The organism is Kitasatospora sp. NPDC036934, from assembly GCF_055608425.1.
Genome location: NZ_JBVJQR010000003.1, coordinates 92,817 through 117,196, shown reverse-complemented (window position 1 = coordinate 117,196; position 24,380 = coordinate 92,817). Strand labels below are relative to the sequence as shown.

Below are 24,380 nucleotides of genomic sequence, written 5' to 3'. Positions count from 1 at the left end.
GTCCGCGGCCGAGTTGGCGCCCGTCCGGCGGGCCCCACCGGCGGCAGGGTTCGAACGCCCCGTGGATACCGGGCGAAGAACGCAGTTCGTGGGGAGGGGTGCACTCCGCTTGCACCCGTTCGGGGTGGCGAGGGAGGATCTTGTGTGCTTGTAGTCTCATCAGTCACGGCAGCACCTCCAGGGGCTGCGCCCCCCGGAACCGGAGTGAAGGAGTCACGGGCATGCGGCGACCGAGCTGGGTACCGGAAGGTACGGACCTGGACAAACCGAACGCCGCACGGGTCTACGACTACTACCTCGGGGGTTCCCACAACTTCGAGGTCGACCGGGAGATGGCCCGCAGGGCGATGGCCCTGTGGCCCGAGCTGCCCCAGATCATGCGCTCCAACCGGGCCTTCCTGCGCCGCGCGGTGACCCACCTCGCCGAGAACGGTGTCACCCGCTTCCTGGACATCGGCTCCGGCATCCCCACCTTCGGCGCGGTGCACGAGATCGCCCGCGCCATCCGGCCCGGCGCCGAGGTCGTCTACGTGGACCGCGACCCGGTCGCCGTCGCCCACAGCCGCCTGCTGCTCGAGGACGACCCGCACAGCGCCGTCGTCCAGGCCGACCTGCGGGACGTCGAGGACCTGTTGGACCGCCCCGAGGTGGCCGAGCTGCTCGCCGCCGGTGAGCCGGTGGCCGTCCTACTGGTGGCCGTCGCCCACTTCGTCGGTGACGAGGACGACCCCTGGAAGCTGATCGCCACGATCCGCGACCGGCTCCCGGCAGGCAGCGCCCTGGTCCTCTCGCACGCCTCCCTGGAAGCTCGTCCGGACCAGGCCGAGGACCACCAGGAGCTCTACCGGATGACCCCGACCCCGCTGACCATGCGCACCCACGATCAGGTCACCGCGATGTTCGAGGGCTTCGAGCTGGTCGAGCCGGGCGTGGTCCACCTGCCGCAGTGGCGCCCCGACCAGCCGGGCACGGTCGGCGAACACCCCGAACGGATCGCTGGGGTGGCGGGCGTGGGGTTCCGCCCTTGAGTGGTCTCACCCGGCGCGCCACCGGCGGCCGTACCCGCCACGGGACGGCCGCCGGACGCCCGGCCGTGCGCACCACCGGCCGCAGCACCATGCGCACCACTGGCCGCACCGCCGGTCGTTTCGCCGCGCGTGCCGCCGGGTCCGGCGCGCAGGGCGGAACCGGGGCGGCCGGATGAGCGGCGCGAGCCCGGCGGGCCGCAGCGCCGAGCGGTTCCACGAGGACTGGTCCCGGCTGCTCTCCGCCGACCACGGCACCGCCGTCCACCCCGGCCTGCTCGGCCGGCTGGTCGCGCGCACCGCCGCGCTGCTGCACCGCGCCCAGCAGGACGAGCCGTTCCAGCCCCGGCTGGCCGCCCAGGCCGCCGCCGAACTGGTCGACGCCCACTTCACCGACCCCGTGCTGCTCGCCCGCGCGGTCGAGCTGCTGCACTCCCAACCGGCCCACGACGACCGCGGCCCCGCTCTCACCGGAGCCTTCGCGGCCGGCTGGGCGAACGCCCTGCGCGAGCGCACGCTGCGCGAGCAGGAGGCCATCCGCACCGCTGCCGACGCCGCCCGCAAGGAGGCCGAACGCGCGCTGCGCGCCTCCGAGGCCCGGTTCCGCGCCCTGTTCGAGAGCGCCGCGATCGGCATCGCCATCGGAGACACCGACGGCAACATCCTGGCCGTCAACAAGGCCGTGCAGGAGCTGTTCGGCGCGGGGCCGGACGACATGATCGGCCGCCGGGTCGACGACCTCGTCCACCCCGAGGACACCCCCGGCGTCTGGGAGGCGTACGAGGAGCTGATCAGCGGCAAGCGGGAGTACTTCCAGTTCGACAAGCCGTACTACCGCCAGGACGGTGAGGTGGTCTGGACCCACCTGACCGTCTCGCTGATCCGCGACGACGACGGCGTCCCGCAGTACCAGGTCGCGATGCTGGAGGACGTCACCGACCGCTACCGCCTCCAGGAGCGGCTGCGCCACCAGGCCACCCACGACCCGCTGACCGGCCTGCCCAATCGCGCCGCCTTCTTCGAACGGTTGGAGAAGCTCTTCGAGGAGCCGGCGCCCGGTGACCGCTTCGGGCTCTGCTACGTCGACCTCGACGGCTTCAAGGTGGTCAACGACAGCCTCGGCCACGACATGGGCGACCAGCTGCTGTCAGCCGTCGCCGCCCGGCTGAAGGCCGCCCTCACCCCGCTCGGCCACCTGGTCGCCCGGCTCGGCGGCGACGAGTTCGTCGTGCTGCTGGAGCGCTGCCGGGGCGAGCAGGAGGCGGTGGCCGCCGCCAAGACCGTGCTCAAGGCGCTGGCCGGGCCGGTGCTGATCGGCGACCACAAGCTCGCCGTCGGCGCCAGCGTCGGGGTGCTGGAGCGGCGGGTGTCCACCACCACCCCGGGCGCCGCCGTCCGGGCGGCCGACCTGACGCTGTACCGCGCCAAGGAGGCCGGCCGCGGCCGCTGGACCCTGTTCGACCCCAAGGAGAACGCCCGCGCGGTCAGCCGCTACGCGGTGTCCGTCCGGATGCCGGCCGCCCTGGACCGCGGCGAGTTCTTCATCGACTACCAGCCGCTCTACCGCCTCGCCGACGGCCGGATGGCCGCCGTGGAGGCGCTGGTGCGCTGGCGCCACCCGCAGCTCGGGGTACTCGGCCCGGACGAGTTCGTCACCACCGCCGAGGAGACCGGGCTGATCATGCCGCTCGGCCGCTGGGTGCTGGAGCAGGCCTGCGGCCAGGCCGCGGACTGGATCAAGCGGTACGGCGACGCCGCGCCGCAGCTCAACGTCAACCTGGCCGTCCGGCAGGCGCGCAGCGCCGCGCTGGTCACCGACCTCGCCCGGATCCTGGACAACACCGGCCTGGACCCGGCCCGGCTCCAGCTGGAGATCACCGAGTCGACGGTGGTCGGCCCCGAGGACGAGGCGCTGCGCACCCTCCACGGGCTGGTCGACCTCGGCGTGTCCCTCGCGGTGGACGACTTCGGCACCGGCTGGTCCAACCTCGCCTACCTGCGCGACCTGCCGGTCTCCGGGCTGAAGATCGCCGGCTCCTTCGTCGGCGACCTGCACGACCCGGCCAAGGACGGGGCCACCGGGTGGCGCATCGTCAGCGGCCTGGTGTCGATGGCGCACACGCTCGGGCTGAACGTCACCGCCGAGGGTGTGGAGACCCGCAAGGACGCCGAGCGGCTGCGCGGCATGGGCTGCGACTGGGCGCAGGGCTGGCACTTCGGCCGCCCGGTGCGGCCCGCCGAGATCGCCCGCCGGATCGTCGAGGAGCCGGAGGGGCGGCCGGTCGAGGCGGGGTGATCCCCGCTCCTCCGCCGGCGCCCGTTCCCGTCACGGAGTCGTCGTGACGGAGTCGTCCCGTCGTGGTCCCCGTGGCGCGGTCCCTGTGGCGCGGCCGTCGTGGCGCGGTCGTCATGGCGCGGTCCCGTTCCGGCAAGCGTTCCGGAACCGTTCCGGAAACCGTCCTACGGCCCCGGCCGGTATGCGGGATGATGGCGCGTCAAAATCACCACCCGGCACCGGTGCGCCCGTGGTCACGGCCTTCGCACCGGCCCGGGGGCACGGGGAGGGGAGCGCCGCCATGGGCGCAACGGAGGGCGCCGGCCCGGCCGAGGGGGACCGGTCCCAGGGGTGGCCGGGAGAGCCGCCGCGGACCAGGGTCGACTGGGGGTCGCGGGAGCGCGGCTCGCGGTTCCGGAGGTCGTGGGACCGGCGGCGCGGCGCCCAGGGCGGGGGACGGGGCGGTGCCGACTCGGGCGCGGGAGCCGGTGCAGGGGCCGGTGCGGGCTACGGTTCGGAGCGGCCGTCCCGACTCGGCGCCCGGCGGCCCGGCAGGGTGACCCCGGAGGCCGACACCCGGCGGATGCCCGGTCCGCGCCACGACCCGGAGGCCGCGACGAAGGTCCGGCCCGGCACCCCGGGGCGGTTCGACCCGGAGGCCGTCACCGAGGTGGTGCGGCCCCGCTCCGCGGACGGCCCGTCCTGGCAGGACAACATCGGCCCGGGGCCCAGCCCGAACGGCGTTTCCGGTTCAAACGGTGTGCCCGGCCCGAACGGCGGGCCGAGCCCGGACGGCGGGACCGGTCCGGAGGGTGGTGGGCCCGGCCCGGCCGAGGACGGCTTCCCGGACGCCCTGCGCGGCCGCTTCACCCCGCTGGGCAAGGCGGGCGCCGGCGCCGAGGGCACCGTCTGGTACGTCCGGCGCACCGACGGCGGCGCCGACGCCGCAGTCAAGGTGGCCGTCGTCGGCCACCCGATGGACCACGACCTGCTCACCCACCTGCGCAACGACGGCTTCCGCCGGCACGTCCCGCACCTGATCGACTTCGGCCGGGTGCGCCACCACGGCGCGCTGGTCGACTGGGTGGCGATGGAGTACCTGCCGGTCACCCTCTCCGCGCACGTCGCCGGGCTGCGCCGGGACGGCGCCCAGGCCGACCCGCGGACCACCGAGCAGATCGTCTACGAGCTGGTCTCGCTGCTGGAGTTCTGGCAGCGGCGGATCCAGCGCAACCCGCTGGACTTCAAGCCGGCCAACATCCTGGTCCGACCCGGCCGCGGGCCCGGGGAGTTCGTGATCGCCGACTTCGGCGGCGTCGACCGGCTCACCGACAGCCGCCGCTTCACCTCCGCGATGATGGTTACCGTCGCCTACATGGCCCCGGAGCAACTGGCCGGCAAGAACCACGAGGCCGGGCCCTGGTGGGGGCTCGGCAACGTGCTGTACGAACTGTTCGTCGGCCGCCCCCGGTTCGTCGGCGCGGATGGTGAGCGGGCCGCCGACCACGACCTGGAGCTGGAGCTGGTCATGGGTGAGGAGGTGGACCTCAGCGCCGTCTCCGACCAGCGCCAACTCCTGCTGCTCCAGGGCCTGTTCACCAAGAAGCCGGAGGACCGCTGGACCGCCCGGGAGGTCCGTAGCTGGCTGGCCGGCGGCAGCCCGCAGGTGGTCCGTCGCCGCCCGCAGGCCCGTCGGCCGATCACCTTCCTCGGTGACCCGTTCACCGACCCGGCCCGGCTGACCGAGGTGCTGCTGCGCAACTCCGGCGCGGCGGCGCGCTGGCTGGCGGCGGTGGGCGCGGAGCGGCTGCGCGACTGGCTGCGCGACGAGGTCCAGGACTCCGTGTTCGACCTGCACTACCTCACCGACGTGGTCCGCTCGCCCGGCTCCCGGCGGGAGGCCGTGGCCGCCGTGGCCGTGCTCGCCCTCGGCGCCGCATACGCCCCGTCCGCCGTCCCGCACTACCGCGACCGGCCGGTCGACCCGGCCGGCCTCGAACGCGTCGTCACCGAGCCGGACGGCGCCGCGCTCATCGACGAACTGGTCCGCGGCGGCGCCCCCGCCGTCGCCGCGCGCTACGACTGCTTCCACCCCGAGTGCTCCGGCGAGCACTGCTCGCGGCTGCTCGCCCTCGCCGCCCTCCCGGACGTGCTGGCCGAGGTGGAGCGCACCGCCCGGACCGTCGGCGGCGGCCGGCGCGGTGACGGCGGGCTCAGCCCGGAGGAGCGCGAGGAGGCCCACCGACTGGCGGTGTGGCTGAGCATCCGCCCGGAGGAGCGCCACCGGCTGCTCGGCAGACTCTCCCCGCTGCCCGCCGCGCTGCACCGGCTGCCGTTGCCGGTACGGGTGTCGGAGCTCGCCGCGGTGGTCGCGGCCGCAGTGGTGGACGGGGCGCTGACGGCGGGTGCCGGAGCCCGTACGGCGGTGCGCTCGGCGGCTCGGCGGCCGGCGCCCGACCCAGCGGCGGCCACCCCGCGGGACGTGGTGCGCCGGCGCTGGTCGGCACTGCGACGGCGGGCGGTGGGGGCAGAGCCGGAGCAGGTCGCGGGGCGTGCTGCGCTGGTGGCCGCGGAGGCCCTGCGGCAGCGAGGCCGGGGACGGGTGGAGCGGTCCGGGCCCGAGGCGGAGGCGGCGGTACTGCGGGAGGGCCGGGCGCGGGCCGGCCGCGCGGCCCGGCTGTGGCGCGAGCGGCACCGCCGGCCGCCGGTGGACTGGGCGGCCCGGCTGCGCCTCTGGTGGCCGTACGCCCGCACCATGCTGCCGCGCCGGGTGGCGGCGGTCGCGCTGCTGGTGGTGGGCCTGGGGCTGCTGCTGTGGACGGGGGCGGTGCTGCGCTACCCGATCGAGTCCGGGCACCAACTCGACCTCTCGCCCGACCTGTTCGGCGGGCCGCTGCGCCACGCCGGGCAGCGGGCGGCCGAGCAGGTGGTCGGCAAACTGGGCGCGGCCTTCGTCGCGGCCTCCGTGCTCGCCTTCTTCCCGGCCCCGGTCGGGTTCGGCACGGCCCTGCTGACCGGCGCGGGCGCCCTCGCGATCGGCTACCTGCGGCTCGGACCGCCGATGACGGCCGTGGAGGCGCCGCAGGCGGTGGCCGATCGGGTGGTCATGTTCGAGGGAGGGATGGGGAGTTGGGCCGGGATCGCGGCGGTGGTGGCGCTGGTGGCGGCCGTCGTGCTGATCGAGCGGGCGGCCGACCGGCTGCTCAAGCCCGCCCAACAAGCCCGACGGCGGGTCCGGGACGGCTGGCGGGAGCTCGACCGACGGGCCGAGCGGGCGGCGCGGGTCGCGGGCGCACCGGCGCGGCCGGCGGGCGCTGCGGGGGCTGCGGGGGCTTCCGGGGTGGCGGGTGCTGCGCGGGCGTGGGGCACCGGCCGGGCGGGGACGCGTGACCGGCTGCGGTTCGCGCTCGTCGGCACCGGGGTGCTGGTCCTGCTGCTGTGGGCGGCGGTCGAGGTGCGGCTCGCGGCCACCGGGGTGCACCGGACACCGGACTCCTGGGGGACGGGACAGGCCGGTGCGGCCTACCAGGCGGGGTTCGTCATCCTGCTGGCGGCGGTGTCGCTGCTGAGCACCCTCGGGACGCTGGTCACCGCGCGGGTGCTGTTCGTCGGCTGGATCCTCGGCACCCTGTTCCTGGGGGCCTGGCCGGGAGCGTTGGGGCCGGTGGAGGCGCTGCGGATCCCGGTGTTCGAGGGGCTGTTCGACGCCGTCGCGGACTGGTGGGGGCACGGGGCCTTCTGGGCGGCGCTGCTGGTGGCGCTGCCGCTGGCGGCGTACGGGGTGCTGCGGATGGTGCGGGGACGGACGTGAGGGAGGGCGGGGGAACGGCCGACAGCTGACGGATAACAGATTTCGAAATCTGTTATCTGTTATCTGTTATCTGTCAGCTGTTCGCCGCCCGCCGCCCGCCGTCGGCTGCCGGCCATCGCCGTCCGCCGGGCTCAGCCCACCAGTCGGGAGAGCTCGATCGAGTGCCCGGTCCGCTCCACCTTGGCCGTCAGGTAGCGCACATTGCTCGCCGACAGGTGGACGCCGGTCGGCACCCGCCGGTGGACGGTGATCCCTAGCCCGGCCAGTTGGGCGGCCTTGTCCGGATTGTTGCTCAGCAGGTCGATGCCGTCGACGCCGAGCGCGGCGAGCATCTGGGCGGCTGCGGTGTAGTCCCGGCCGTCCTCGGGCAGGCCTAGCGCGGTGTTTGCGTCGTAGGTGTCCAGCCCGGAGTCCTGCAGGGCGTACGCGTCGAGCTTGTTGTAGAGGCCGATGCCCCGGCCTTCCTGGCGCAGGTAGAGCAGGTAGCCGCCGGCCTCGCTGATCCGCTCCACCGACTCGCGAAGCTGCGGTCCGCAGTCACAGCGGTCCGAGCCGAAGACGTCGCCGGTCAGGCACTCGGAGTGCAGTCGCACCAGCGGGGTCCCGCCGTCCGGGACGGTGCCGAGGGCGAGCGCCAGGTGCTCGGCGCCGTCGGTGAGGCCGTGGAAGGTGGAGACCTCCGCGTCGGCGCGGTAGCCGTCGGGGAAGGTGAGCGGGATGCGCACGTGCGAGCGCACCGTGGCGGAGCCGGGTTGAGGCATGGACGGGCCTCCGTCGATCGGGGGTGGACCGGGTTGGACCGGGTTGGACCGGATTGGATCTTCGGATCCGGATGGACCCGCGGGGGATCCGCGGGGGATCCGATCGGTTCGGAGGTCGACCGTACCCGTTTGTTCCAATTTGAACAACTGGGTACTGCCAGTGACCGCTCCGACCACGGAGGCGGACAACACCCCGCCCGCTCCGCCTGTTCCCGTCCGGCGTACCAGCATGCGGAAGGGGTGGGAGCGGGGGTGTGGACACTGCGACCTGGTCTGAGTCCGGGCTCCGGCCTGTGCCCGGCCTGAGCCTTGGTCGCGGCCCGGCCTTGGTCGCGGCCGGTCACCCGGCGATCGGCACCCGACCGGCGCGGGCACCGATCGTCGGGTACGGCAGGGTGGGTCCTTCCTACGGTGGTGATCAGCAAGGAAGGACGGGGTTGGCGTGCTGGAGCACCTGAACCGGGCGATGGAGCACATCGAACGGCACTTGGACCAAGAGATCGACGTGGCCGAACTGGCGCGGATCGCGATGACGTCGGAGTACCACTTCCGACGGTTGTTCTCGATGCTCGCCGGGATGCCGCTGTCGGAGTACGTCCGGCGCCGGCGGCTGACCGTCGCCGGGGCCGAAGTGCTCGACGGCGGACGTACGTTGCTGGACATCGCGGTCAGCTACGGCTACACCTCGGGGGAGGCGTTCGCCCGGGCGTTCCGGGCGATGCACGGGGTCGGGCCCGGGGAGGCCCGGCGCGACGGTGCGACGCTCATCTCTCAGCCCCGGATGTCCTTCCGACTCATCGTGGAGGGAAGCAGCAGCATGCAGTACCGGATCATCGAGAAGCCGGATTTCCGGATCGTCGGCAGGAAGGCCCGGGTGCCCCTGATCTACCGGGGCGTCAACCCACACATCGCCGAGTTCATCAAGGGGCTCGGCGCGGAGACCGTCGAGCGGATCACGGCCCTGACCGGCAAGGACCCGCTCGGCATCGTTTCGGTGACCGACGACTTCTCGCCCAACCGGGAGGAGGGGTCCGAACTCGACTACTGGCACGCGGTGGTGGCGCGCGAGGACGCTGCCGTCCCGGACGACCTGGACGTCCTGCACGTCCCGGCCGGGACGTGGGCGGTGTTCAGCAACAGCGGGCCGTTCCCGCAGGCGCTGCAGGAGATGTGGGGGGACACGTACAGCCAGTGGTTCCCGTCCAATCCGTACGAGGCCCGGCCGGGCCCGGAGATCCTGAAGACCCGTTTCATCCCGGGGACGGGCGACACCGACGCAGAGCTCTGGATTCCGGTGACGCGGACTGTGCGCGACTGACGGCTGACGACTAACAGAAGACAAGAAACAGATAACAGCTGACGGATGACAGATTTCGAAATCTGTCATCCGTCAGCTGTCGTTTGTTCGCCCACCCCCGTCCCCGCTCCCCGCCCCGACCCCCGTTCGGCCCACCAGCGCCCGCCCCCATACCGCCCTGCCCCGCATGCTGGGGCGGGGGAGCAGGGGCCGCAGACCGCTACCCGAGGAGTGGGATCACCGATGGTCAAGGCATTCGGCTTCGTCGACTACGGCGGCCCGGAGACCCAGGAGTTCCTCGACCGCCCCGTACTCGATCCCGGCCCCGGCCGACTGGCGATCACCGTCCGGGCCGCCGGGGTGAACCCGGTGGACTGGAAGATCCGCCGCGGCCTCCTCGGCCGCGAACGTCAACTCCCCGCCGTGCTGGGCCAGGAAGCCGCCGGAGTGGTGCAGCAGGTCGGCCCCGGGGTCACCGGTTTCACCCCGGGCGACGAAGTGTTCGGCCTGGTCGCCGCCGGAGCCTTCGCCGAACAGACCTTGCTGCGCGCCGAGATGAGCGCCCTCAAGCCCGAGGCTGTCAGCTTCGACCTGGCCGCCGCGCTCTGCGTCTCGGTCGCTACCGCCGACGACGCCGTCCGTCAACTCGCCCTGGGCGCAGGCCGGACGCTGCTGATCCTCGGCATCGCGGGCGGGGTCGGCAGCGCCGCCGCCCAGATCGCCCGCAGCCAGGGCCTGGTCGTGGTCGGCACCGCGAGCGACGCCAACCGGGCGTACGTGGAATCCCTCGGTGCCACGCAGGTCCGCTACGGCGACGGCGTCGCCGCGCGGATCGCCGAGGCCGCCCCCGACGGTGTCGACGGCATCCTGGACCTGGTCGGCGGCCACGCCCTGCGGGCCGTGGCCGACGTCCGCGCCGAGCGCACCGAGCTGGTCAGCACCGCCGATCCGGTCACCGTCGCCGAACTCGGCGGCAGCTACGTCACCCGCTCGACCACCCCCGAGACCCTCGCCGCCCTGGCCGCGCTGGTCGCCGCCGGCGACCTCGACCCGCAGGTCACCGGCCGCTACCCGCTCGCCGACGCCGCCGAGGCACTCGCCGAGGTCGAGTCCGGGCACGCCCGCGGCAAGGTGATCCTCGAAGTCTCCTGACCCAGTGCAGCGTTGCGAGACCCGACATCCGACACCCCAGGCCCGACACCCGACACCCGCCACCCGCCACCCGACACCCGCCACCCGCCACCCGACACCCCAGACCCGACACCCCAGACCCGAGAGCCGGGAGCCATGAAGCAGACCTCCGTCACCACCAACGCCCCGTGCTGGGTCGAGCTGGGCACCGACGACCCGGCCGCCGCCCGGACCTTCTACGCCGAACTGTTCGGCTGGCGCCCCGACAGCGACGTCCGCCCCGAGGACGAGGGCTACACCCAGATGTTCCTCGGCGAGGCCCCGGCCGCCGCCGTCACCCCGCGCTACGCACCGCAGCAGCCGGTGGCCTGGACGGTCGCCTTCGCGGTCGCCGACGCCGAGGCCACCGCGGCGAGGATCAAGGCGGCCGGCGGCAAGGTCCTCAAGGAGCCCACCGACGTGCGCGACCTCGGCCGCTTCTCGGTGGCCGCGGACCCGTCGGGCGCGGTCTTCATCCTCTGGCAGGCCGGTGCCTTCGAGGGCGCCGGGGTGTTCAACGAGCCCGGCTCGCTGGGCTGGGCGGAGCTGGCCACCCGGGACGCGGCCGGTGCGACGGCCTTCTACCCGGCGGTCTTCGGCTGGTCCGTCGCGCGGTCCGAGTTCTACACCCAGTGGGGCCTGGACGGTGAGGACTTCGGCGGCATGGTGGTGATGGACGACGGCTTCCCGCCGCAGGTGGCGCCGCACTGGCTGCCGTACTTCTCGGTGGCCGACGTCGACGGCACGGTCGACCGCGCGGTCGCGATGGGTGCGGAGGTGCTGATGCCCGCCTTCTCCATGCCGGTCCGGCGGATCGCCGTGCTGCGGGACGCCCAGGGCGCGCCGTTCGGCGTCTACCGCGACGGCGTCGAGGGCTGAGCGCTCGACCCCTCTGACCGCGTGACCGCAGTCCCGGCGGTCCGCCGCCGGGGGCCGCGGGTGCGCCAGGCCGTGACCGCCGCGCCCGCCGTGACCAGCAGCGCGCCCAGCGGTACCACGTCGCCGATCCGGTCGTACCAGGTGAGTGTCCCGGGGGCGGTGAGCGGCAGCCGTACGGTCAGCGCGCCGCTGCCGTCGGTGCCGAGCCGGGCCAGCTCCCGGCCCTGGGCGTCGAAGGCGGCGGAGACCCCGGTCAGCGAGGCCTGGACGGCGGGGCGCCCGGTCTCGGCGGCCCGGATCGCGGCCAGCGAGACGTGCTGCTCGGGCGCCCAGGTGTGCTGGAAGGTGGAGGTCGAGGACTGGTAGACCAGCATCCGGGCGCCGTCCCGGGCCGCGGTGCGCGCCATGTCGGGGAAGGCCGATTCGAAGCAGATCAGCGCACCGACCGGCAGCGGCCGGCCCGAGCGGTCGGTGGCGGGCAGCACGTGGAAGGCGGTGCCGGGGGCCCGGTTCTCGCCCGCGGCCCGGCTGACCCCGGCGATCCAGCCGAACAGCGGCCGCAGCGGGATGTACTCGCCGAAGGGCACCAGGCGGATCTTGCGGTAGCGGTCCACCACCCCGTCGGGGGAGACCAGCACCGCGTCCTTGGAGATCCGCCCGTCGGCCTTGCGGGCGTCCTCCCCGGCGAGCAGTTCGGCGCCGGTGGTGCCCGCGAGCCGACGCAGCGCGTCCAGGGAGGCCGGGTCGCGGTCCAGGTCGGCGGTGGTGCTGCTCTCGCCCCAGACCACCAGGTCCACTGGTTGTCCGACCAGGTCGGCAGTGGCCCGCGCGCTGGCGTCGAACCGGGCCTGGGGGTCTTCGACGATGCCCGGCTGGACCAGCGCCACCGTCACCGCACCGGCCCCCGTCGGCGCGGGGCGCAGCGCGAACAGCAGCGGACCGGCGGCCAGCACCAGGACGGTCACCAGCGCGGCGAGCGCCCGGGGCCGCCGGTGGACGGCCGTCAGGACGATCAGCACCCCGGTGTTCACTGCCGCCACCGCCGCGCTGACCAGCCAGATCCCGCCCGCCGCGGCGAGTCCGAGGATCGCCGGGTGCTGCCACTGGGTGGCGCCGAGCAGGGCCCACGGCCCGCCGAGTGCGTGCCAGGAGCGCGCGTACTCGGCGCTCACCCACACTGCGGGGACGACCAGCAGCGCGAGCAGTGCCCGGCGGCCGGTCAGCGGCGGGCGCAGCAGCCGGTGCACCGCGTACCCGACCGGGGCCTGGAGCGCCCCGAACAGCACCGCGAGGACGGGCAGCGCCGGTCCGACGGACGGCACCAGCCAGTACATCGCGGTCAGGATGAATCCCGCGCCGAACCACCAGCCGCGCACCGCCGCCTCCCGCCCCGAAGGCGCCCGCTGTGCCAGCAGCAGCCCCGGCACGAGCGCGACCCAGGCGAGCCACGCCTGCCCCGGCGCGGGGAACGCCACCACGGGCACGGCCCCGGCGGCCAGCGCCCCGGCCCGTGCCCGGTACCGGTGGGGTCTGCGCGGCTCACGTTCCTCGGTGCGGGCCGTGCTCAGGGCTGGGCTGGCGGTAACGCTGCGGCGCGACATGCCCCGTATTGTCCGCTCGGGCGACGCCCGGTGCCAGATGGCGGTTCACGTGGTTGACGCCGGTCCTTGGAACGGTGCCGGTCATGGGCACCACCGGACCGAGCCCGAACCGTCTCCGGCGGGCGCCTCGCGACAACAGCGGCTGCCACCCGCCGAAACCGAGGCTGCCACCCGCCGAAACCGAGGCGGCCACCCGCCGAAACCGAGGCGGCCACGCGCCGAAACCGAGGCTGCCACCCGCCGGAACGGCGGGTGGCAGCCTCGGTACGGGTGCTGCGGACCTCAGCCCTCGTCGCCCTCCAGGTCGCCCTCGGTCTCCAGGAACGCGGCCTGCAGCTGCTCGATCAGCTGCGGGTCCGGCTGCTCCCAGAGCCCGCGGCTGGCCGCCTCCAGCAGGCGCTCGCTGATCCCGTGCAGCGCCCAGGGGTTGGCGCCGGCCAGGAACTCGCGGTTGACCGGGTCGAGGACGTACTCCTGGGTGAGCTTCTCGTACATCCAGTCCGCGACCACGCCGGTGGTGGCGTCGTAGCCGAACAGGTAGTCGACCGTCGCGGCCATCTCGAAGGCGCCCTTGTAGCCGTGGCGGCGCATCGCCTCGATCCAGCGCGGGTTGACCACCCGGGCGCGGAATACGCGGGCGGCCTCCTCGGTGAGGGTGCGGGTGCGGACCGTCTCCGGGCGGGTCGAGTCGCCGATGTAGGCGGTCGGGGCCTTGCCGGTGAGGGCGCGTACGGTGGCCACCATGCCGCCGTGGTACTGGAAGTAGTCGTCCGAGTCGGCGATGTCGTGCTCGCGGGTGTCGGTGTTCTTCGCGGCGACGGTGATCCGCTTGTACGCGGTCTCCATCTCCTCCCGGGCCGGTCGCCCGTCCAGTCCGCGACCGTATGCGTAGCCGCCCCAGACGGTGTAGACCTCGGCGAGGTCGGCGTCGGTGCGCCAGTCCCGGCTGTCGATCAGCTGGAGCAGGCCCGCCCCGTAGGTGCCCGGGCGGGAGCCGAAGACCCGGACGGTGGCCTTGCGCTCGTCGCCGTGCACCGCGAGGTCGGCCTGGACGTGGGCGCGCACGAAGTTGTCCTCGTCGGCCTCCTCCTGGGCGGCGGCCAGGCGCACCGCGTCGTCCAGCAGGGCGACCACGTGCGGGAAGGCGTCCCGGAAGAAGCCGGAGATGCGCAGCGTGACGTCGATCCGCGGGCGGCCGAGCTCGGCCGACGGGATCGGCTCCAGGCCGGTGACCCGGCGCGAGGCGTCGTCCCAGACCGGGCGGACGCCGAGCAGGGCGAAGGCCTCGGCGATGTCGTCGCCGGCGGTGCGCATCGCGCTGGTGCCCCAGAGCGAGAGCCCGACCGAGGGCGGGTAGGCGCCGTCGTTGTCGGCCCGGTAGCGGTCGATCAGCGAACTCGCGAGGGCCTGGCCGGTCTCCCAGGCGAGCTTGCTGGGGACGGCCTTCGGGTCGACGGAGTAGAAGTTGCGGCCGGTCGGCAGCACGTTGACCAGACCGCGTAGCGGCGAGCCGGAGGGCCCGGCCGGGACGAAGCCGCCCTGGAGCGCGTGCAGCACGGCGTCCAGCTCGTCGGTGGTGGCGGCCAGCCGCGGCACCACCTGGGTGGCGGCGAACGCGAGCACCTCGTGGACGGCCTCCGGAAGCCCGGCGGCGACCTTCTCCACCGCCTCGGGCGCCCAGTCCTCCGCCTCCATCGCCTCGACCAGGGCGCGGGCCTGCGCCTCGGCCGCGTCGGTGGCGCCGAGGGTGCGGGCCGCCTCGTCCAGGCCGAGCGCCTCGCGCAGGCCGGGCAGCGCGCTGACGCCGCCCCAGATCTGCCGGGCGCGCAGGATGGCCAGCACGATGTTGACCCGGTCGGTGCCGGCCGGGGCCTGGCCGAGGACGTGCAGGCCGTCGCGGATCTGGGCGTCCTTGACCTCGCACAGCCAGCCGTCGACGTGCAGCAGGAAGTCGTCGAAGCCGTCGTCCTCGGGGCGCTCGTCCAGGCCGAGGTCGTGGTCCAGCTTGGCGGCCTGGATCAGCGTCCAGATCTGGGCGCGGATCGCGGGCAGCTTGGCCGGGTCCATCGCGGCGATGTTGGAGTGCTCGTCGAGCAGCTGCTCCAGGCGCGCGATGTCGCCGTAGGAGTCGGCGCGGGCCATCGGCGGGACGAGGTGGTCGACCAGGGTGGCGTGGGCGCGGCGCTTGGCCTGGGTGCCCTCGCCCGGGTCGTTGACCAGGAAGGGGTAGATCAGCGGGAGGTCGCCGAGGACGGCGTCCGGGCTGCACTCGGCGGACAGTGCGGCGGTCTTGCCGGGCAGCCACTCCAGGTTGCCGTGCTTGCCGAGGTGGATGACGGCGTGGGCGCCGAAGCCGCCGTCCTCCTGGGCGGCCTGGATCCAGCGGTAGGCGGCCAGGTAGTGGTGGCTCGGCGGGAGGTCGGGGTCGTGGTAGATGGCGACCGGGTTCTCGCCGAAGCCGCGCGGCGGCTGGATGAGCACCAGCAGGTTCCCGGAGCGGATCGCGGCGAGCACGATGTCGCCGTCCGGGTTCTGCGAACGGTCGACGTACAGCTCGCCGGGGGCCGGGCCCCAGTGCTCCTCGACCTGCTCGCGCAGGCCCTGGGGGAGGGTGGCGTACCAGCGGCGGTAGTCGGCGGCCGGGATGCGGACCGGGTTGCGGGCCAACTGGTCCTCGGTGAGCCAGTCCTGGTCGTAGCCGCCGGCCGCGATCAGGGCGTGGATCAGGGCGTCGCCCTCGTGGCTGTCGTCGTGGGCCGTGACTCGCCCGGGCGCCTCCCCGCCCTCCTGGTCGGCTCGGGGCGCGGCGTTGAAGCCGGGCAGCGCCGAGCCGAGGTCCATGCCCTCCGCGCGCAGCCGCTCCAGCAGGCGCATCGCGCTGGCCGGGGTGTCCAGGCCGACGGCGTTGCCGACCCGGGAGTGCTTGGTCGGGTAGGCGGACAGCACCAGGGCGAGGCGGCGCTCGGCGGCCGGGACGTGCCGCAGCCGGGCGTGCCGGACGGCGGTGCCGGCCACCCGGGCGGCCCGCTCCGGGTCGGCGGCGTAGACGGTCAGGCCGTCCTCGTCCAGCTCCTTGAAGGAGAACGGGACGCTGATCAGGCGGCCGTCGAACTCCGGCACCGCGACCTGGGTGGCGGTGTCCAGCGGGGACAGTCCGTCGTCGCTGGCCTCCCACTGGGCGCGGGACCAGGTGAGGCAGAGCGCCTGCAGGATCGGGCGGTCCAGCGCGGCCAGCGCGCCGGCGTCCCAGGCCTCCTCGTCGCCGCCGGCCTGGGCGTCGGCCGGGCGGGTGCCGCCGGCGGCGAGCACGGTGGTGACGATCGCGTCGGCCGCGCCGAGTTCGGCCAGCAGCTCGGGCTCGGCGCCGCGCAGCGAGGCGCAGTAGTAGGCCTTCGCCCGGGCGCCCTGGTCCTCGATGGCCCGGCAGAGGGTCTCCACGAAGGCGGTGTTGCCGCTCATGTGGTGGGCCCGGTAGTAGAGCACCGCGACGGTCGGCCCGTCCGTGGTCGGCCCGTCTGTGGTCGTACGGGCTTCGCGCTCCAGCGGTCCCCAGGCGGGCGCGGAGGCGGGCGGGGCGAAGCCGTGGCCGGTCAGCAGCACGGTGTCGGAGAGGAAGGCACCCAGCTCGGCCAGGTTGGCCGCGCCGCCGTGGGCGAGGTAGGCGTGCGCCTCGGCGGCGATGCCGGCCGGGACGGTGGACAGCTCCATCAGCTGGGCGTCAGGGGCCTGTTCACCGGTCAGCACGACCACCGGGCGGGGGCCGGCCAGCAACGCGTCCAGGCCCTCCTGCCAGGCGCGGCGCCCGCCGAGCAGGCGGACCACCACCAGTTCGGTGCCCTCCAGCAGTCCGGGCAGGTCCTCGGGGGTCAGTCGGGCCGGGTTGCCGAGCCGGTACGGGACCGGGCCCGTCGAGGCGCGGGCGCTCAGCAGGTCGGTGTCGGACGTCGACAGCAGCAGGATCATGCGAAGGCCCTCCCGGCCTCGTGGGCGGCCGGGGCGGCCGCAGTGGTGGCCGGGGCGGCCGTGGTGGTGGCCGGGGAAACGGGCGCGGGCATGCGACAGCGGTGGTGCATTTCTGCCTTCCTCGGGGTCCGCGCCCCGGGCCGGTGGAGGACGGCGGGAGTTCCTGGCTCCCGCGGCCGACCGGCTTCCCGGTGAGCCGCGGTCACAGTGGCGGGACCGCACCGGGTTCGCACCGGTTTCCTCCCCTGCGCCGTCGCTGGCGTCGGACGGCCCGCTGGGACCGTCCGCCTGCATCGTACGGGTTGCGGCTGACCTGGGGGAGAGCCGGCTTCGCTTCGCCCGGCGCACGGGCGGGCGCACGGCGCCCACCGGCGCCGGGTGGGGGTCCGGTGTGCTGGCGGCCTGCCGCCGGCGTGCTGCCGGACGCCACCCGGTGTGCCGGGTCGGTGTGCCGCCTGGGGTGCTGCGGGTGTGCTGCCGGTGTGATGCAGCGGACGGGGGCAAGCGATCGGATCATCTGTATGCTCGCCGCCATGCCACCGACTCCCGACGCGACCGCGCCGGGCGCCGCCGTGCCCGACCGGGGGCGCGCCGACGCCTGCCCCGGAGCGCTGCGCCTGCACGCCGCCGACGACGGCGGCCTCGCCCGGGTCCGGCTGCCCGGCGGACTACTGACGTCCCGTCAGGCGTTCGGCCTGGCCGAGGCGGCGGAGGCCCTGGGCGACGGGGAGTTGGAGACCACCTCGCGCGGCAACGTCCAACTCCGCGGCCTGGCCGCGGACTGCGGCGCCGAACTCGCCGACCGGCTGCGCGCCGTCGGACTGCTGCCCTCGGACACCCACGAGCGGGTGCGCAACATCGTCGCCTCACCGCTGGCCGGGTTGGACACCGCCGGTAACGCCGATGTCCAGGCCTGGGTACGGGAACTGGACGCCCGGCTGTGCGCGAGCGACTGGGCGGCCGGGCTCTCCGGCAAGTTCCTGTTCGCGCTGGACGACGGGCGGGGCGACGTCGCCGCGCTCGACGCCGATGTGACATTGATCGCAGCTTCGGGCGGGCCCGCCGTCCTGCGCCTGGGGCGCGCCGCGAACGGGCATCCGGTCGAGCCGGGGCAGGAGATGACGGCCGTGCTGGACGCGGCCCGCGCCTTCCTGGACGCGCTGCGCGGCAGCGGCCGACGGGCCTGGCACGTGCGCGAGGTGCCCGACCTGCTGCCGGCCGGCCCGGTGCCGCTGCCCGCCGCCGCCGGTGCGCCGCCCGCAGTCGGCGCGCTTCCCGGAGGGCTCTCGGTGGGCGTGCGGTTCGGGCGGGCGAGCGCCGCGCAGTGGCGGGCGCTGGTCGCCGCCTCGGCCGGCGAACTGCGGTTGACCCCTTGGCGCGGCGCGGTGCTGCCCGGTGCCCCGGCCGACCGGCTGCCCGCGCTGGCGGCGGCCGGGTTCCGTACCGAGTCCGGTTCGCCCTGGGAGCGGGCTACGGCCTGCACCGGACTGCCGGGCTGCGCCAAATCGCTGGCCGACGTACGGGCCGACGCGGCCCGGGCGTTGGAGGCAGCGGCTTCGGCTGTGCCTTCGGCTTCGGCGGCGGTGGGACGGGGAGCCCGGGCCGGGACCGGCGCACTGCCCGTCCACTGGTCGGGCTGTGAACGGCGCTGCGGCCACCCGGCCGGGCGGTGGGTGGATGTGCTCGCCACCGGGCACGGCTACCGGGTGACGGTGAACGGGCCGGCCACGACCGCGGGCGCCCCCGTGGACGTGAGGAACGAGGAGATGGCCGAGGCGGTCGCCGAGGCCAGGAGGACCACGAAGTGATCGAGTACGAGAAGGACGGCGCGTCCATCTACCGCCAGTCCTTTGCCACCATCCGTGCGGAGGCCGACCTGGCCGCCCTCCCGGCGGACGTCTCCCAGGTCGCGGTGCGGATGATCCACGCCTGCGGGATGACCGACCTGGTCGAGGACCTGGTGTACTCGCCCGGCGTGGTCGCCTCGGCCCGCGCGGCGCTGCACGCCGGTGCGCCGATCCTCTGCGACGTCAACATGGTCGCGAGCGGTGTCACCCGCAAGCGGCTGCCCGCCGGCAACGAGGTGATCTGCACCCTCACCGACCCGTCGGTGCCCGAACTCGCCCGCGCGATGGGCAACACCCGCAGCGCGGCGGCCATGGAGCTGTGGCTGCCCCGGCTGGAGGGCGCGGTGGTGGCCGTCGGCAACGCGCCGACCTCGCTGTTCCGGCTGCTGGAGATGATCGAGGCGGGCGCACCGCGGCCGGCCGCGGTGATCGGCGTCCCGGTCGGCTTCATCGGCGCCGCCGAGTCCAAGCAGGCGCTGGCCGAACACCCGTCCGGCCTGGAGCACTTGGTGGTGCGCGGTCGGCGCGGCGGCAGCGCGATCGCCGCCGCCGCCATCAACGCGATTGCGAGCGAAGAAGAGTGACGGAGCATCAGGAGTCCCGAGTCGCCACCGGGCGGCTGTACGGTGTCGGACTGGGCCCGGGCGACCCCTCACTGGTGACCGTTCGCGCGGCCGAACTCATCGGTAAGGCGGACGTGGTGGCGTACCACAGCGCCCGGCACGGTCGGTCCATCGCGCGCTCGATCGCCGAACGGTACCTGACGGGTGGTCAGATCGAAGAGAAACTGGTCTACCCGCTCACCGTCGAGGCCACCGACCACCCCGGCGGCTACCGGGGCGCGCTGGACGAGTTCTACCAGGAGGCCGCCGCCCGACTGGCCGCCCACCTGGACGCCGGTCGCGACGTCGTCGTCCTCGCCGAGGGCGACCCGCTCTTCTACGGCTCCTACCAGCACATGCACAAGCGGCTCGCGGACCGCTACCCGACCGAGGTGGTGCCCGGCGTGACCTCGGTCAGCGCGGCGGCGGCCCGGCTCGGCCGGCCGCTGACCGAGGCCGAGGAGACCCTCACCGTCATCCCCGGCACCCTGCCCGAGGAGGAGCTGACGGCGCGGATCGCCTCGGCGGACTCCGCGGTGATCATGAAGCTCGGGCGCACCTTTCCGGCCGTCCGGCGGGCGCTGGAGCGAGCCGGTCGGCTGGAGGACGCCCAGTACGTCGAGCGGGCCTTCATGGACGGCGAGCGGATCGCACCGCTCGCCGAGGTCGAGGGGGAGACCGTCCCCTACTTCTCGGTGGCCGTGCTGCCCAGCAAGGTCGCGCCGCTGGAGCCGGAGGTGCGGCTCGCGGACGGCGTCGGCAGCGTGACCGTGGTCGGCACCGGCCCGGCCGGACCGCTCTGGCTCACCCCCGAGGCGCGCGGCGCCCTGGCCGAGGCCACCGACCTGGTCGGCTACACCACCTACCTGGACCGGGTGCCGGAGCGGCCGGGGCAGCAGCGGCACGGCTCGGACAACAAGGTGGAGTCGGAGCGCGCCGAGTTCGCCCTGGACCTCGCCCGGCGGGGCCACCGGGTCTGCGTGGTGTCCTCGGGCGACCCGGGCGTCTTCGCGATGGCCACCGCCGTGCTGGAGGTCGCCTGCGAGGCGGACTACCGGGACGTGCCGGTGCGGATCGTCCCCGGGATGACCGCCGCCCACGCGGCCGCCTCCCGGGCCGGTGCCCCGCTCGGGCACGACTACGCGGTGGTGTCGCTGTCGGACCGGCTCAAGCCCTGGGACGTGGTGGCCAAGCGGCTGCGCGCCGCCGCCGAGGCGGATCTCGTGCTGGCGCTCTACAACCCGGGTTCCAAGTCCCGCACCACCCAGGTCGGCTTGACCAGGGACCTGCTGCTGGAGTACCGCGCGCCGGAGACCCCGGTGGTGATGGCCCGCGACGTCGGCGGGCCGACCGAGCGGATCCGGATCGTCCGGCTGGGCGAGCTGGACCCGGCGCTGGTCGACATGCGGACCATCCTGCTGATCGGCTCCTCGCAGACCCAGGCGGTCGAGCGGGGCGGCGGCGTGGAGGTCGTCTGGACGCCCCGGCGCTACCCGGAGGCGTGACGGGCGGCGAGCGCGGAACAGGCCACGGGTAACGGATGACAGCTGACAGAGTTCATCATCTGTCAGCTGTCATCCGTTTGTTGTTCGCCGTTCGCCGTTCGCCGTCCCCGGCTCGCCGCTACCTCAACGGGTCGGCTTGGTGATCAGCAGCTCGGTGTTGTGGTCCTCCCCGGCGCCCAGCAGCGAGGAGACCCGCCCGTTCGGGTCGTTGTACGCCAGCTCGCGGTACAGCGCCGCCAGGTTGGTGTCCGAGGTGCTGCCGAAGTCAGTGGCGTACGGCGCGGCGGACTCGATCAGCGTGGTGAACAGCGACAGCGTGCCGTCCCCGTTGTCCGCGATCTCGATGATGCGTCCGTGCTGCGGGTAGTCGATGTGCGAGGCGGTGTTGATCTCCCAGAACGCCCGCTCCGGCACCGCGTGCCCGTGCGCCGTGATCTTGTTCATGTGGGTGTGCCCGTTCACCCAGCCGACCACGTTCGGGTAGCGCTGCAGCAGTGCGACCAGCTCGTTGCCGTCGTGCCGCTTCTCGAAGATGTTGCGCGGGTCCGGCAGCAGGTTGCCCATCGACCCACTGGTGTGGTGGCTGAAGACCAGGATCACGTCATCGGTGCTGCCACCCGTGACCCGGTTCCCGTTGGGGTCGTACCAGTGTCCGCTGTGATCCTTCAACTGCTGCTCCAGCCAGCGCAGTTGGGTGGTGCCCAGCGAACCGTCGGCGAACCCGGCCTGGTTGGTGGTGTCCAGGCTGATGCCGACGACCTTCTCCGAGATCCGGAAGGTGTAGTAGAGCTTGCCGCTGCTCACCATGTCCGAGGTGAAGCCGTGCCCGTACGGGCCGGCGCCGGTGACCGCCGGGTCGAGGTGGGCCTTGGCGAACTCCTTGAGCGTGAACGGGTGCCGGCGCTCGTCCGGGGTCACCCGGCGCACCGCCTCGCCGTTCGCGAGCAGCTTGGCGAGCAGCAGTACGGCGCCCGCGGGGTCGCGGCGCAGCGAGTCCATCAGCTGGGCGGCGGTCGCGTCGTCGCAGCCCTCCAGCTTGAGGCCGCCCGTGTAGAGCTCGTTCAGCAGCCCGAAGTCCGGCAGCGAGCCCTCGATGCTGTCGTCGTGGTTGCCGACCGTGGTGTACCAGGGGGTGCGCAGGCCCGGTGCGTCGAAGGGCCGGCCTGCCGCCGACAGGAAGCCGGGCAGCTGCGGGAAGCCCTTGGCCTTGTAGGCGTCGGCATAGGCGAGTTCGGGGTTCCAGAAGGCCGAGTTGCCGGAGTTCTGCACGCCCTCGTAGCGGGTCGGGTCGCCGGTGTTCTGGGCCAGCCGCCCGCCGCCCATGACGGTGAGGTACCAGTCGAGTTCGGCCAGCTCGTGGTTGTCGGTGTTGTCACCGGTGGCCATCACCATGCTGAACGGCATCCCGGTGTACGGGCCGCCGGCGAGCGAGTTGACCCGCTCGACGAGGGCCGAGACACCGCGGGCGTTCAGGGCCTCCTGCGGCCGGTAGGCGCTGTCGTTGGACTTGGCCAGGAACTCGAAGCGCACCGGGGACTCGGTGTCCACCAGGTGCAGGTCGCTGAACTGGACGAAGCTGGCCAGCCCGGTGCGGCGGTCGTCCCGCCCGGCGCCCGGCGCCGCGAGCTCCCCGCGCACCATCAGCGGCCACCCCGGCCCCGAGGCCAGCCGCTTGTAGGAGCCGGTGCCGGTCGGCGTGGCCACCTGCTCCAGGGTCGTCCCGGAGACGTTGACCGCCCGCGCGGCCGTGGTCGCCAGCGCCCGCTCGCGCGCCGCGGCCGAGGCGAACTGCGCGCCGCCCAGGGACAGGGCCGACCAGGCGGCGGCCACCGACGTACCGGTGAGGAAGGTGCGTCGTTTCATGCCTGCCACAAAAACCCCCACATACTGATGGCCCGGTCGGGAGGAAGCCCCGTCCACCGGGCCTGAATGTCATGAACCCGCTTCTGGCGGACCGCCAGATTACCCATGGGTAGCCGCCGGGCGTTAGGCCCGTGCGGAGAACACTTCGGGAACGCGGGTCGGCCTTTCCTCCGTAGCCCCCACAAGGCATGCCGGCCGCCACCCCGGTCGGGCCGGGGCCGGGGGGATGGGGGAAAATCGTCGGCGACGACGGCCGGACGGCCGCCGGAGGAAGGGCGGCCACACCGGCCGCCGACGGAACGGGGGCCGGTGCGCGAGCGCCGACCCGCAGGACGGAAGCGAGGCGCAGGTGGCCGCAGCGGGAGCCGAGCCGGGAGGCCGGGCCGGCCAGCTGAAGAGCAGCGGCCTGCGGCACGGCTGGACGACGGGCGCCTGCGCCACCGCCGCCACCAAGGCCGCGTACACGGCGCTGCTCACCGGCCACTTCCCTGACCCGGTGGCCATCACCCTCCCCAAGGGGCAGCAGCCCGCCTTCGCCCTCGCCGTCGAGCAGCTGACCACGGCCGTCGAGCCGCTGACCACGGCCGTCGAGCCGCTGACCACGGCCGTCGAGCCGCTGACCACGGCCGACGGGGAGCCGACCGCGGCGGGTGAGGCGCTCGCCACGGCGGGCCAGGAGCGGACCAGTGCCATGGCCGGGGTGGTCAAGGACGCCGGCGACGACCCGGACGTGACCCACGGCGCGCTGGTCCGGGCGACCGTACGCTTCGGCGAACCCGGCACCGGGGTGGTCTTCCGGGCCGGCCCCGGAGTCGGGACGGTCACCAAGGCGGGCCTGCCGCTGCCGGTCGGCGAACCCGCGATCAACCCGGTGCCCCGGCAGATGATCCGCGACGCCGTGGCCGAGGTCGCGGCGGCACACGGCGGCAGCGGGGACGTGGTGGTGGAGGTCTCGGTCGACCACGGCGCGGAGATCGCCCGCTCGACCTGGAACCCCCGCCTCGGCATCCTCGGCGGCCTGTCCATCCTCGGCACCACCGGGATCGTCGTCCCCTACTCATGCTCGGCCTGGATCGACTCGATCCGTCGCGGTGTGGACGTGGCCCGGGCGGCCGGGCGCACCCATGTGGCGGGGTGCACCGGTTCGACCTCGGAGAAGGTCGCGGTCGCCGTGCACGGGCTGCCCGAGGACGCGCTGCTCGACATGGGCGACTTCGCCGGGGCCGTCCTCAAGTACCTCAAGCGCCACCCGGTGTCCCGGCTGACCATCGCGGGCGGTTTCGCCAAGCTGTCCAAGCTGGCCTACGGTCACCTCGACCTGCACTCGGCGCGCTCCCAGGTGGACAAGGGCTACCTGGCCGAACTGGCCCGGCGCGCCGGGGCGGACGAGGAGCTGGCCGCGGCGGTGGCGGCGGCCAACACCGGCCTGGAGGCGGTGCAGTTGTGCCGGGCGGCCGGGGTTCCGCTGGGGGACCAGGTGGCCGAGGCGGCTCGGGCGACGGCGCTCGGCGTGCTGCTCGGCTCGCCGGTGGCGGTGGACGTCATCTGCATCGACCGCGCGGGCACCATCGTCGGCCGGGCGGAGCCGCTCGGTCCGTGACGGCGCCCGGGTCCGTGACGGCGCCCGGGCCCGTGATGGCGCCCGGGCCCGTGATGGCGTCGAGTTGAGTGTCCCGTTCGTGCAAAAGAACCTCAGCAATATCGCATGGTGATGTGAAGATCCGATGCCCATACGGGGCGAGAAACGGACAAAGGTGGCGCCATGCCCGCTCTTGATTCTG

14 protein-coding genes and 1 riboswitch are annotated in these 24,380 nt (G+C 74.2%); of the genes, 10 read left to right on the top strand and 4 right to left on the bottom strand.

Features of this window, described 5'->3' with window-relative positions:
• The first annotated feature begins 221 nt into the window (after positions 1-221).
• The 3 genes from ACZ7BZ_RS05630 (at position 222) to ACZ7BZ_RS05620 (ending at position 7,111) form a co-directional block, all read left to right on the top strand.
• On the top strand, positions 222-1,028 hold the full coding sequence (locus tag ACZ7BZ_RS05630) for an SAM-dependent methyltransferase (RefSeq protein ID WP_470357242.1): 807 nt from the start codon (positions 222-224) through the stop codon (positions 1,026-1,028).
• A gap of 172 nt (positions 1,029-1,200) precedes the next feature.
• The gene (locus ACZ7BZ_RS05625) at positions 1,201-3,321 is read left to right on the top strand and encodes a putative bifunctional diguanylate cyclase/phosphodiesterase (protein WP_470357241.1); all 2,121 of its coding nucleotides are present in this window, start codon (positions 1,201-1,203) and stop codon (positions 3,319-3,321) included.
• 562 nt (positions 3,322-3,883) lie between these two features.
• The gene (locus ACZ7BZ_RS05620; RefSeq protein WP_470357240.1) at positions 3,884-7,111 is read left to right on the top strand and encodes a protein kinase domain-containing protein; all 3,228 of its coding nucleotides are present in this window, start codon (positions 3,884-3,886) and stop codon (positions 7,109-7,111) included.
• A gap of 131 nt (positions 7,112-7,242) precedes the next feature.
• On the opposite strand, the gene ACZ7BZ_RS05615 is transcribed toward ACZ7BZ_RS05620, so the two are convergent.
• A complete protein-coding gene (locus ACZ7BZ_RS05615) occupies positions 7,243-7,872 on the bottom strand; it encodes a GTP cyclohydrolase II (protein ID WP_470357239.1) in 630 nt (209 codons plus the stop codon).
• Between the two features lie 442 nt (positions 7,873-8,314).
• Here ACZ7BZ_RS05615 and ACZ7BZ_RS05610 point away from each other — a divergent pair, with 442 nt between their 5' ends.
• The 3 genes from ACZ7BZ_RS05610 (at position 8,315) to ACZ7BZ_RS05600 (ending at position 11,218) form a co-directional block, all read left to right on the top strand.
• Positions 8,315-9,190 carry an AraC family transcriptional regulator gene (locus ACZ7BZ_RS05610; protein WP_470357238.1) on the top strand — a complete coding sequence of 292 codons (876 nt, stop codon included), beginning with the start codon at positions 8,315-8,317 and terminating at the stop codon, positions 9,188-9,190.
• Positions 9,191-9,412: 222 nt separating this feature from the next.
• Complete coding sequence (locus tag ACZ7BZ_RS05605; protein ID WP_470357237.1) at positions 9,413-10,321, top strand: NADP-dependent oxidoreductase; 909 nt, start codon at positions 9,413-9,415, stop codon at positions 10,319-10,321.
• Positions 10,322-10,456: 135 nt separating this feature from the next.
• Complete coding sequence (locus tag ACZ7BZ_RS05600; protein ID WP_470357236.1) at positions 10,457-11,218, top strand: VOC family protein; 762 nt, start codon at positions 10,457-10,459, stop codon at positions 11,216-11,218.
• Here the strand turns inward: ACZ7BZ_RS05600 and lnt are convergent.
• Together lnt and cobN are read right to left on the bottom strand one after the other, a co-directional pair.
• Positions 11,194-12,819 carry an apolipoprotein N-acyltransferase gene (lnt, locus tag ACZ7BZ_RS05595; RefSeq protein ID WP_470357235.1) on the bottom strand — a complete coding sequence of 542 codons (1,626 nt, stop codon included), beginning with the start codon at positions 12,817-12,819 and terminating at the stop codon, positions 11,194-11,196. The two genes, ACZ7BZ_RS05600 and lnt, sit on opposite strands and share 25 nt — an antisense overlap.
• Before the next feature lie 282 nt (positions 12,820-13,101).
• Positions 13,102-16,782 (bottom strand): cobaltochelatase subunit CobN, encoded by a 3,681-nt coding sequence (cobN, locus tag ACZ7BZ_RS05590; RefSeq protein WP_470357234.1) that lies wholly within the window; start codon positions 16,780-16,782, stop codon positions 13,102-13,104.
• A gap of 157 nt (positions 16,783-16,939) precedes the next feature.
• Positions 16,940-17,025, bottom strand: a riboswitch (cobalamin riboswitch).
• 290 nt (positions 17,026-17,315) lie between these two features.
• Between cobN and ACZ7BZ_RS05585 the strand changes: the two genes are divergently transcribed.
• The 3 genes from ACZ7BZ_RS05585 to ACZ7BZ_RS05575 are packed head-to-tail and all read left to right on the top strand — an operon-like array spanning position 17,316 to position 20,736.
• Entirely contained in the window at positions 17,316-18,590 is a 1,275-nt protein-coding gene (locus ACZ7BZ_RS05585; protein WP_470357233.1) for a hypothetical protein, read from the top strand.
• Positions 18,587-19,213: a precorrin-8X methylmutase gene (locus tag ACZ7BZ_RS05580; RefSeq protein WP_470357232.1), complete on the top strand. Its 627-nt coding sequence runs from the start codon at positions 18,587-18,589 to the stop codon at positions 19,211-19,213. Before ACZ7BZ_RS05585 ends, ACZ7BZ_RS05580 begins: the two co-directional genes overlap by 4 nt.
• A complete protein-coding gene (locus ACZ7BZ_RS05575; RefSeq protein ID WP_380453292.1) occupies positions 19,210-20,736 on the top strand; it encodes a precorrin-2 C(20)-methyltransferase in 1,527 nt (508 codons plus the stop codon). The genes ACZ7BZ_RS05580 and ACZ7BZ_RS05575 overlap by 4 nt, the downstream gene beginning before the upstream one ends.
• 123 nt (positions 20,737-20,859) lie before the next feature.
• Here ACZ7BZ_RS05575 and ACZ7BZ_RS05570 read toward each other — a convergent pair whose 3' ends face one another.
• Positions 20,860-22,599 carry a TIGR03767 family metallophosphoesterase gene (locus tag ACZ7BZ_RS05570; RefSeq protein ID WP_470357231.1) on the bottom strand — a complete coding sequence of 580 codons (1,740 nt, stop codon included), beginning with the start codon at positions 22,597-22,599 and terminating at the stop codon, positions 20,860-20,862.
• A 349-nt stretch (positions 22,600-22,948) separates the two neighbouring features.
• Between ACZ7BZ_RS05570 and ACZ7BZ_RS05565 the strand changes: the two genes are divergently transcribed.
• Positions 22,949-24,199 carry a cobalt-precorrin-5B (C(1))-methyltransferase gene (locus tag ACZ7BZ_RS05565; RefSeq protein ID WP_470357230.1) on the top strand — a complete coding sequence of 417 codons (1,251 nt, stop codon included), beginning with the start codon at positions 22,949-22,951 and terminating at the stop codon, positions 24,197-24,199.
• The last annotated feature ends 181 nt before the right edge of the window (positions 24,200-24,380 follow it).

Coding starts and splice junctions, on each gene's coding strand:
- ACZ7BZ_RS05570 (WP_470357231.1), bottom strand. CDS start 22,599: ATGAAACGACGCACCTTCCTCACCGGTACGTCGGTGGCCGCCGCCTGG.
- ACZ7BZ_RS05600 (WP_470357236.1), top strand. CDS start 10,457: ATGAAGCAGACCTCCGTCACCACCAACGCCCCGTGCTGGGTCGAGCTG.
- cobN (WP_470357234.1), bottom strand. CDS start 16,782: ATGATCCTGCTGCTGTCGACGTCCGACACCGACCTGCTGAGCGCCCGC.
- ACZ7BZ_RS05585 (WP_470357233.1), top strand. CDS start 17,316: ATGCCACCGACTCCCGACGCGACCGCGCCGGGCGCCGCCGTGCCCGAC.
- ACZ7BZ_RS05625 (WP_470357241.1), top strand. CDS start 1,201: ATGAGCGGCGCGAGCCCGGCGGGCCGCAGCGCCGAGCGGTTCCACGAG.
- ACZ7BZ_RS05630 (WP_470357242.1), top strand. CDS start 222: ATGCGGCGACCGAGCTGGGTACCGGAAGGTACGGACCTGGACAAACCG.
- ACZ7BZ_RS05615 (WP_470357239.1), bottom strand. CDS start 7,872: ATGCCTCAACCCGGCTCCGCCACGGTGCGCTCGCACGTGCGCATCCCG.
- ACZ7BZ_RS05620 (WP_470357240.1), top strand. CDS start 3,884: ATGCCCGGTCCGCGCCACGACCCGGAGGCCGCGACGAAGGTCCGGCCC.
- lnt (WP_470357235.1), bottom strand. CDS start 12,819: ATGTCGCGCCGCAGCGTTACCGCCAGCCCAGCCCTGAGCACGGCCCGC.
- ACZ7BZ_RS05605 (WP_470357237.1), top strand. CDS start 9,413: ATGGTCAAGGCATTCGGCTTCGTCGACTACGGCGGCCCGGAGACCCAG.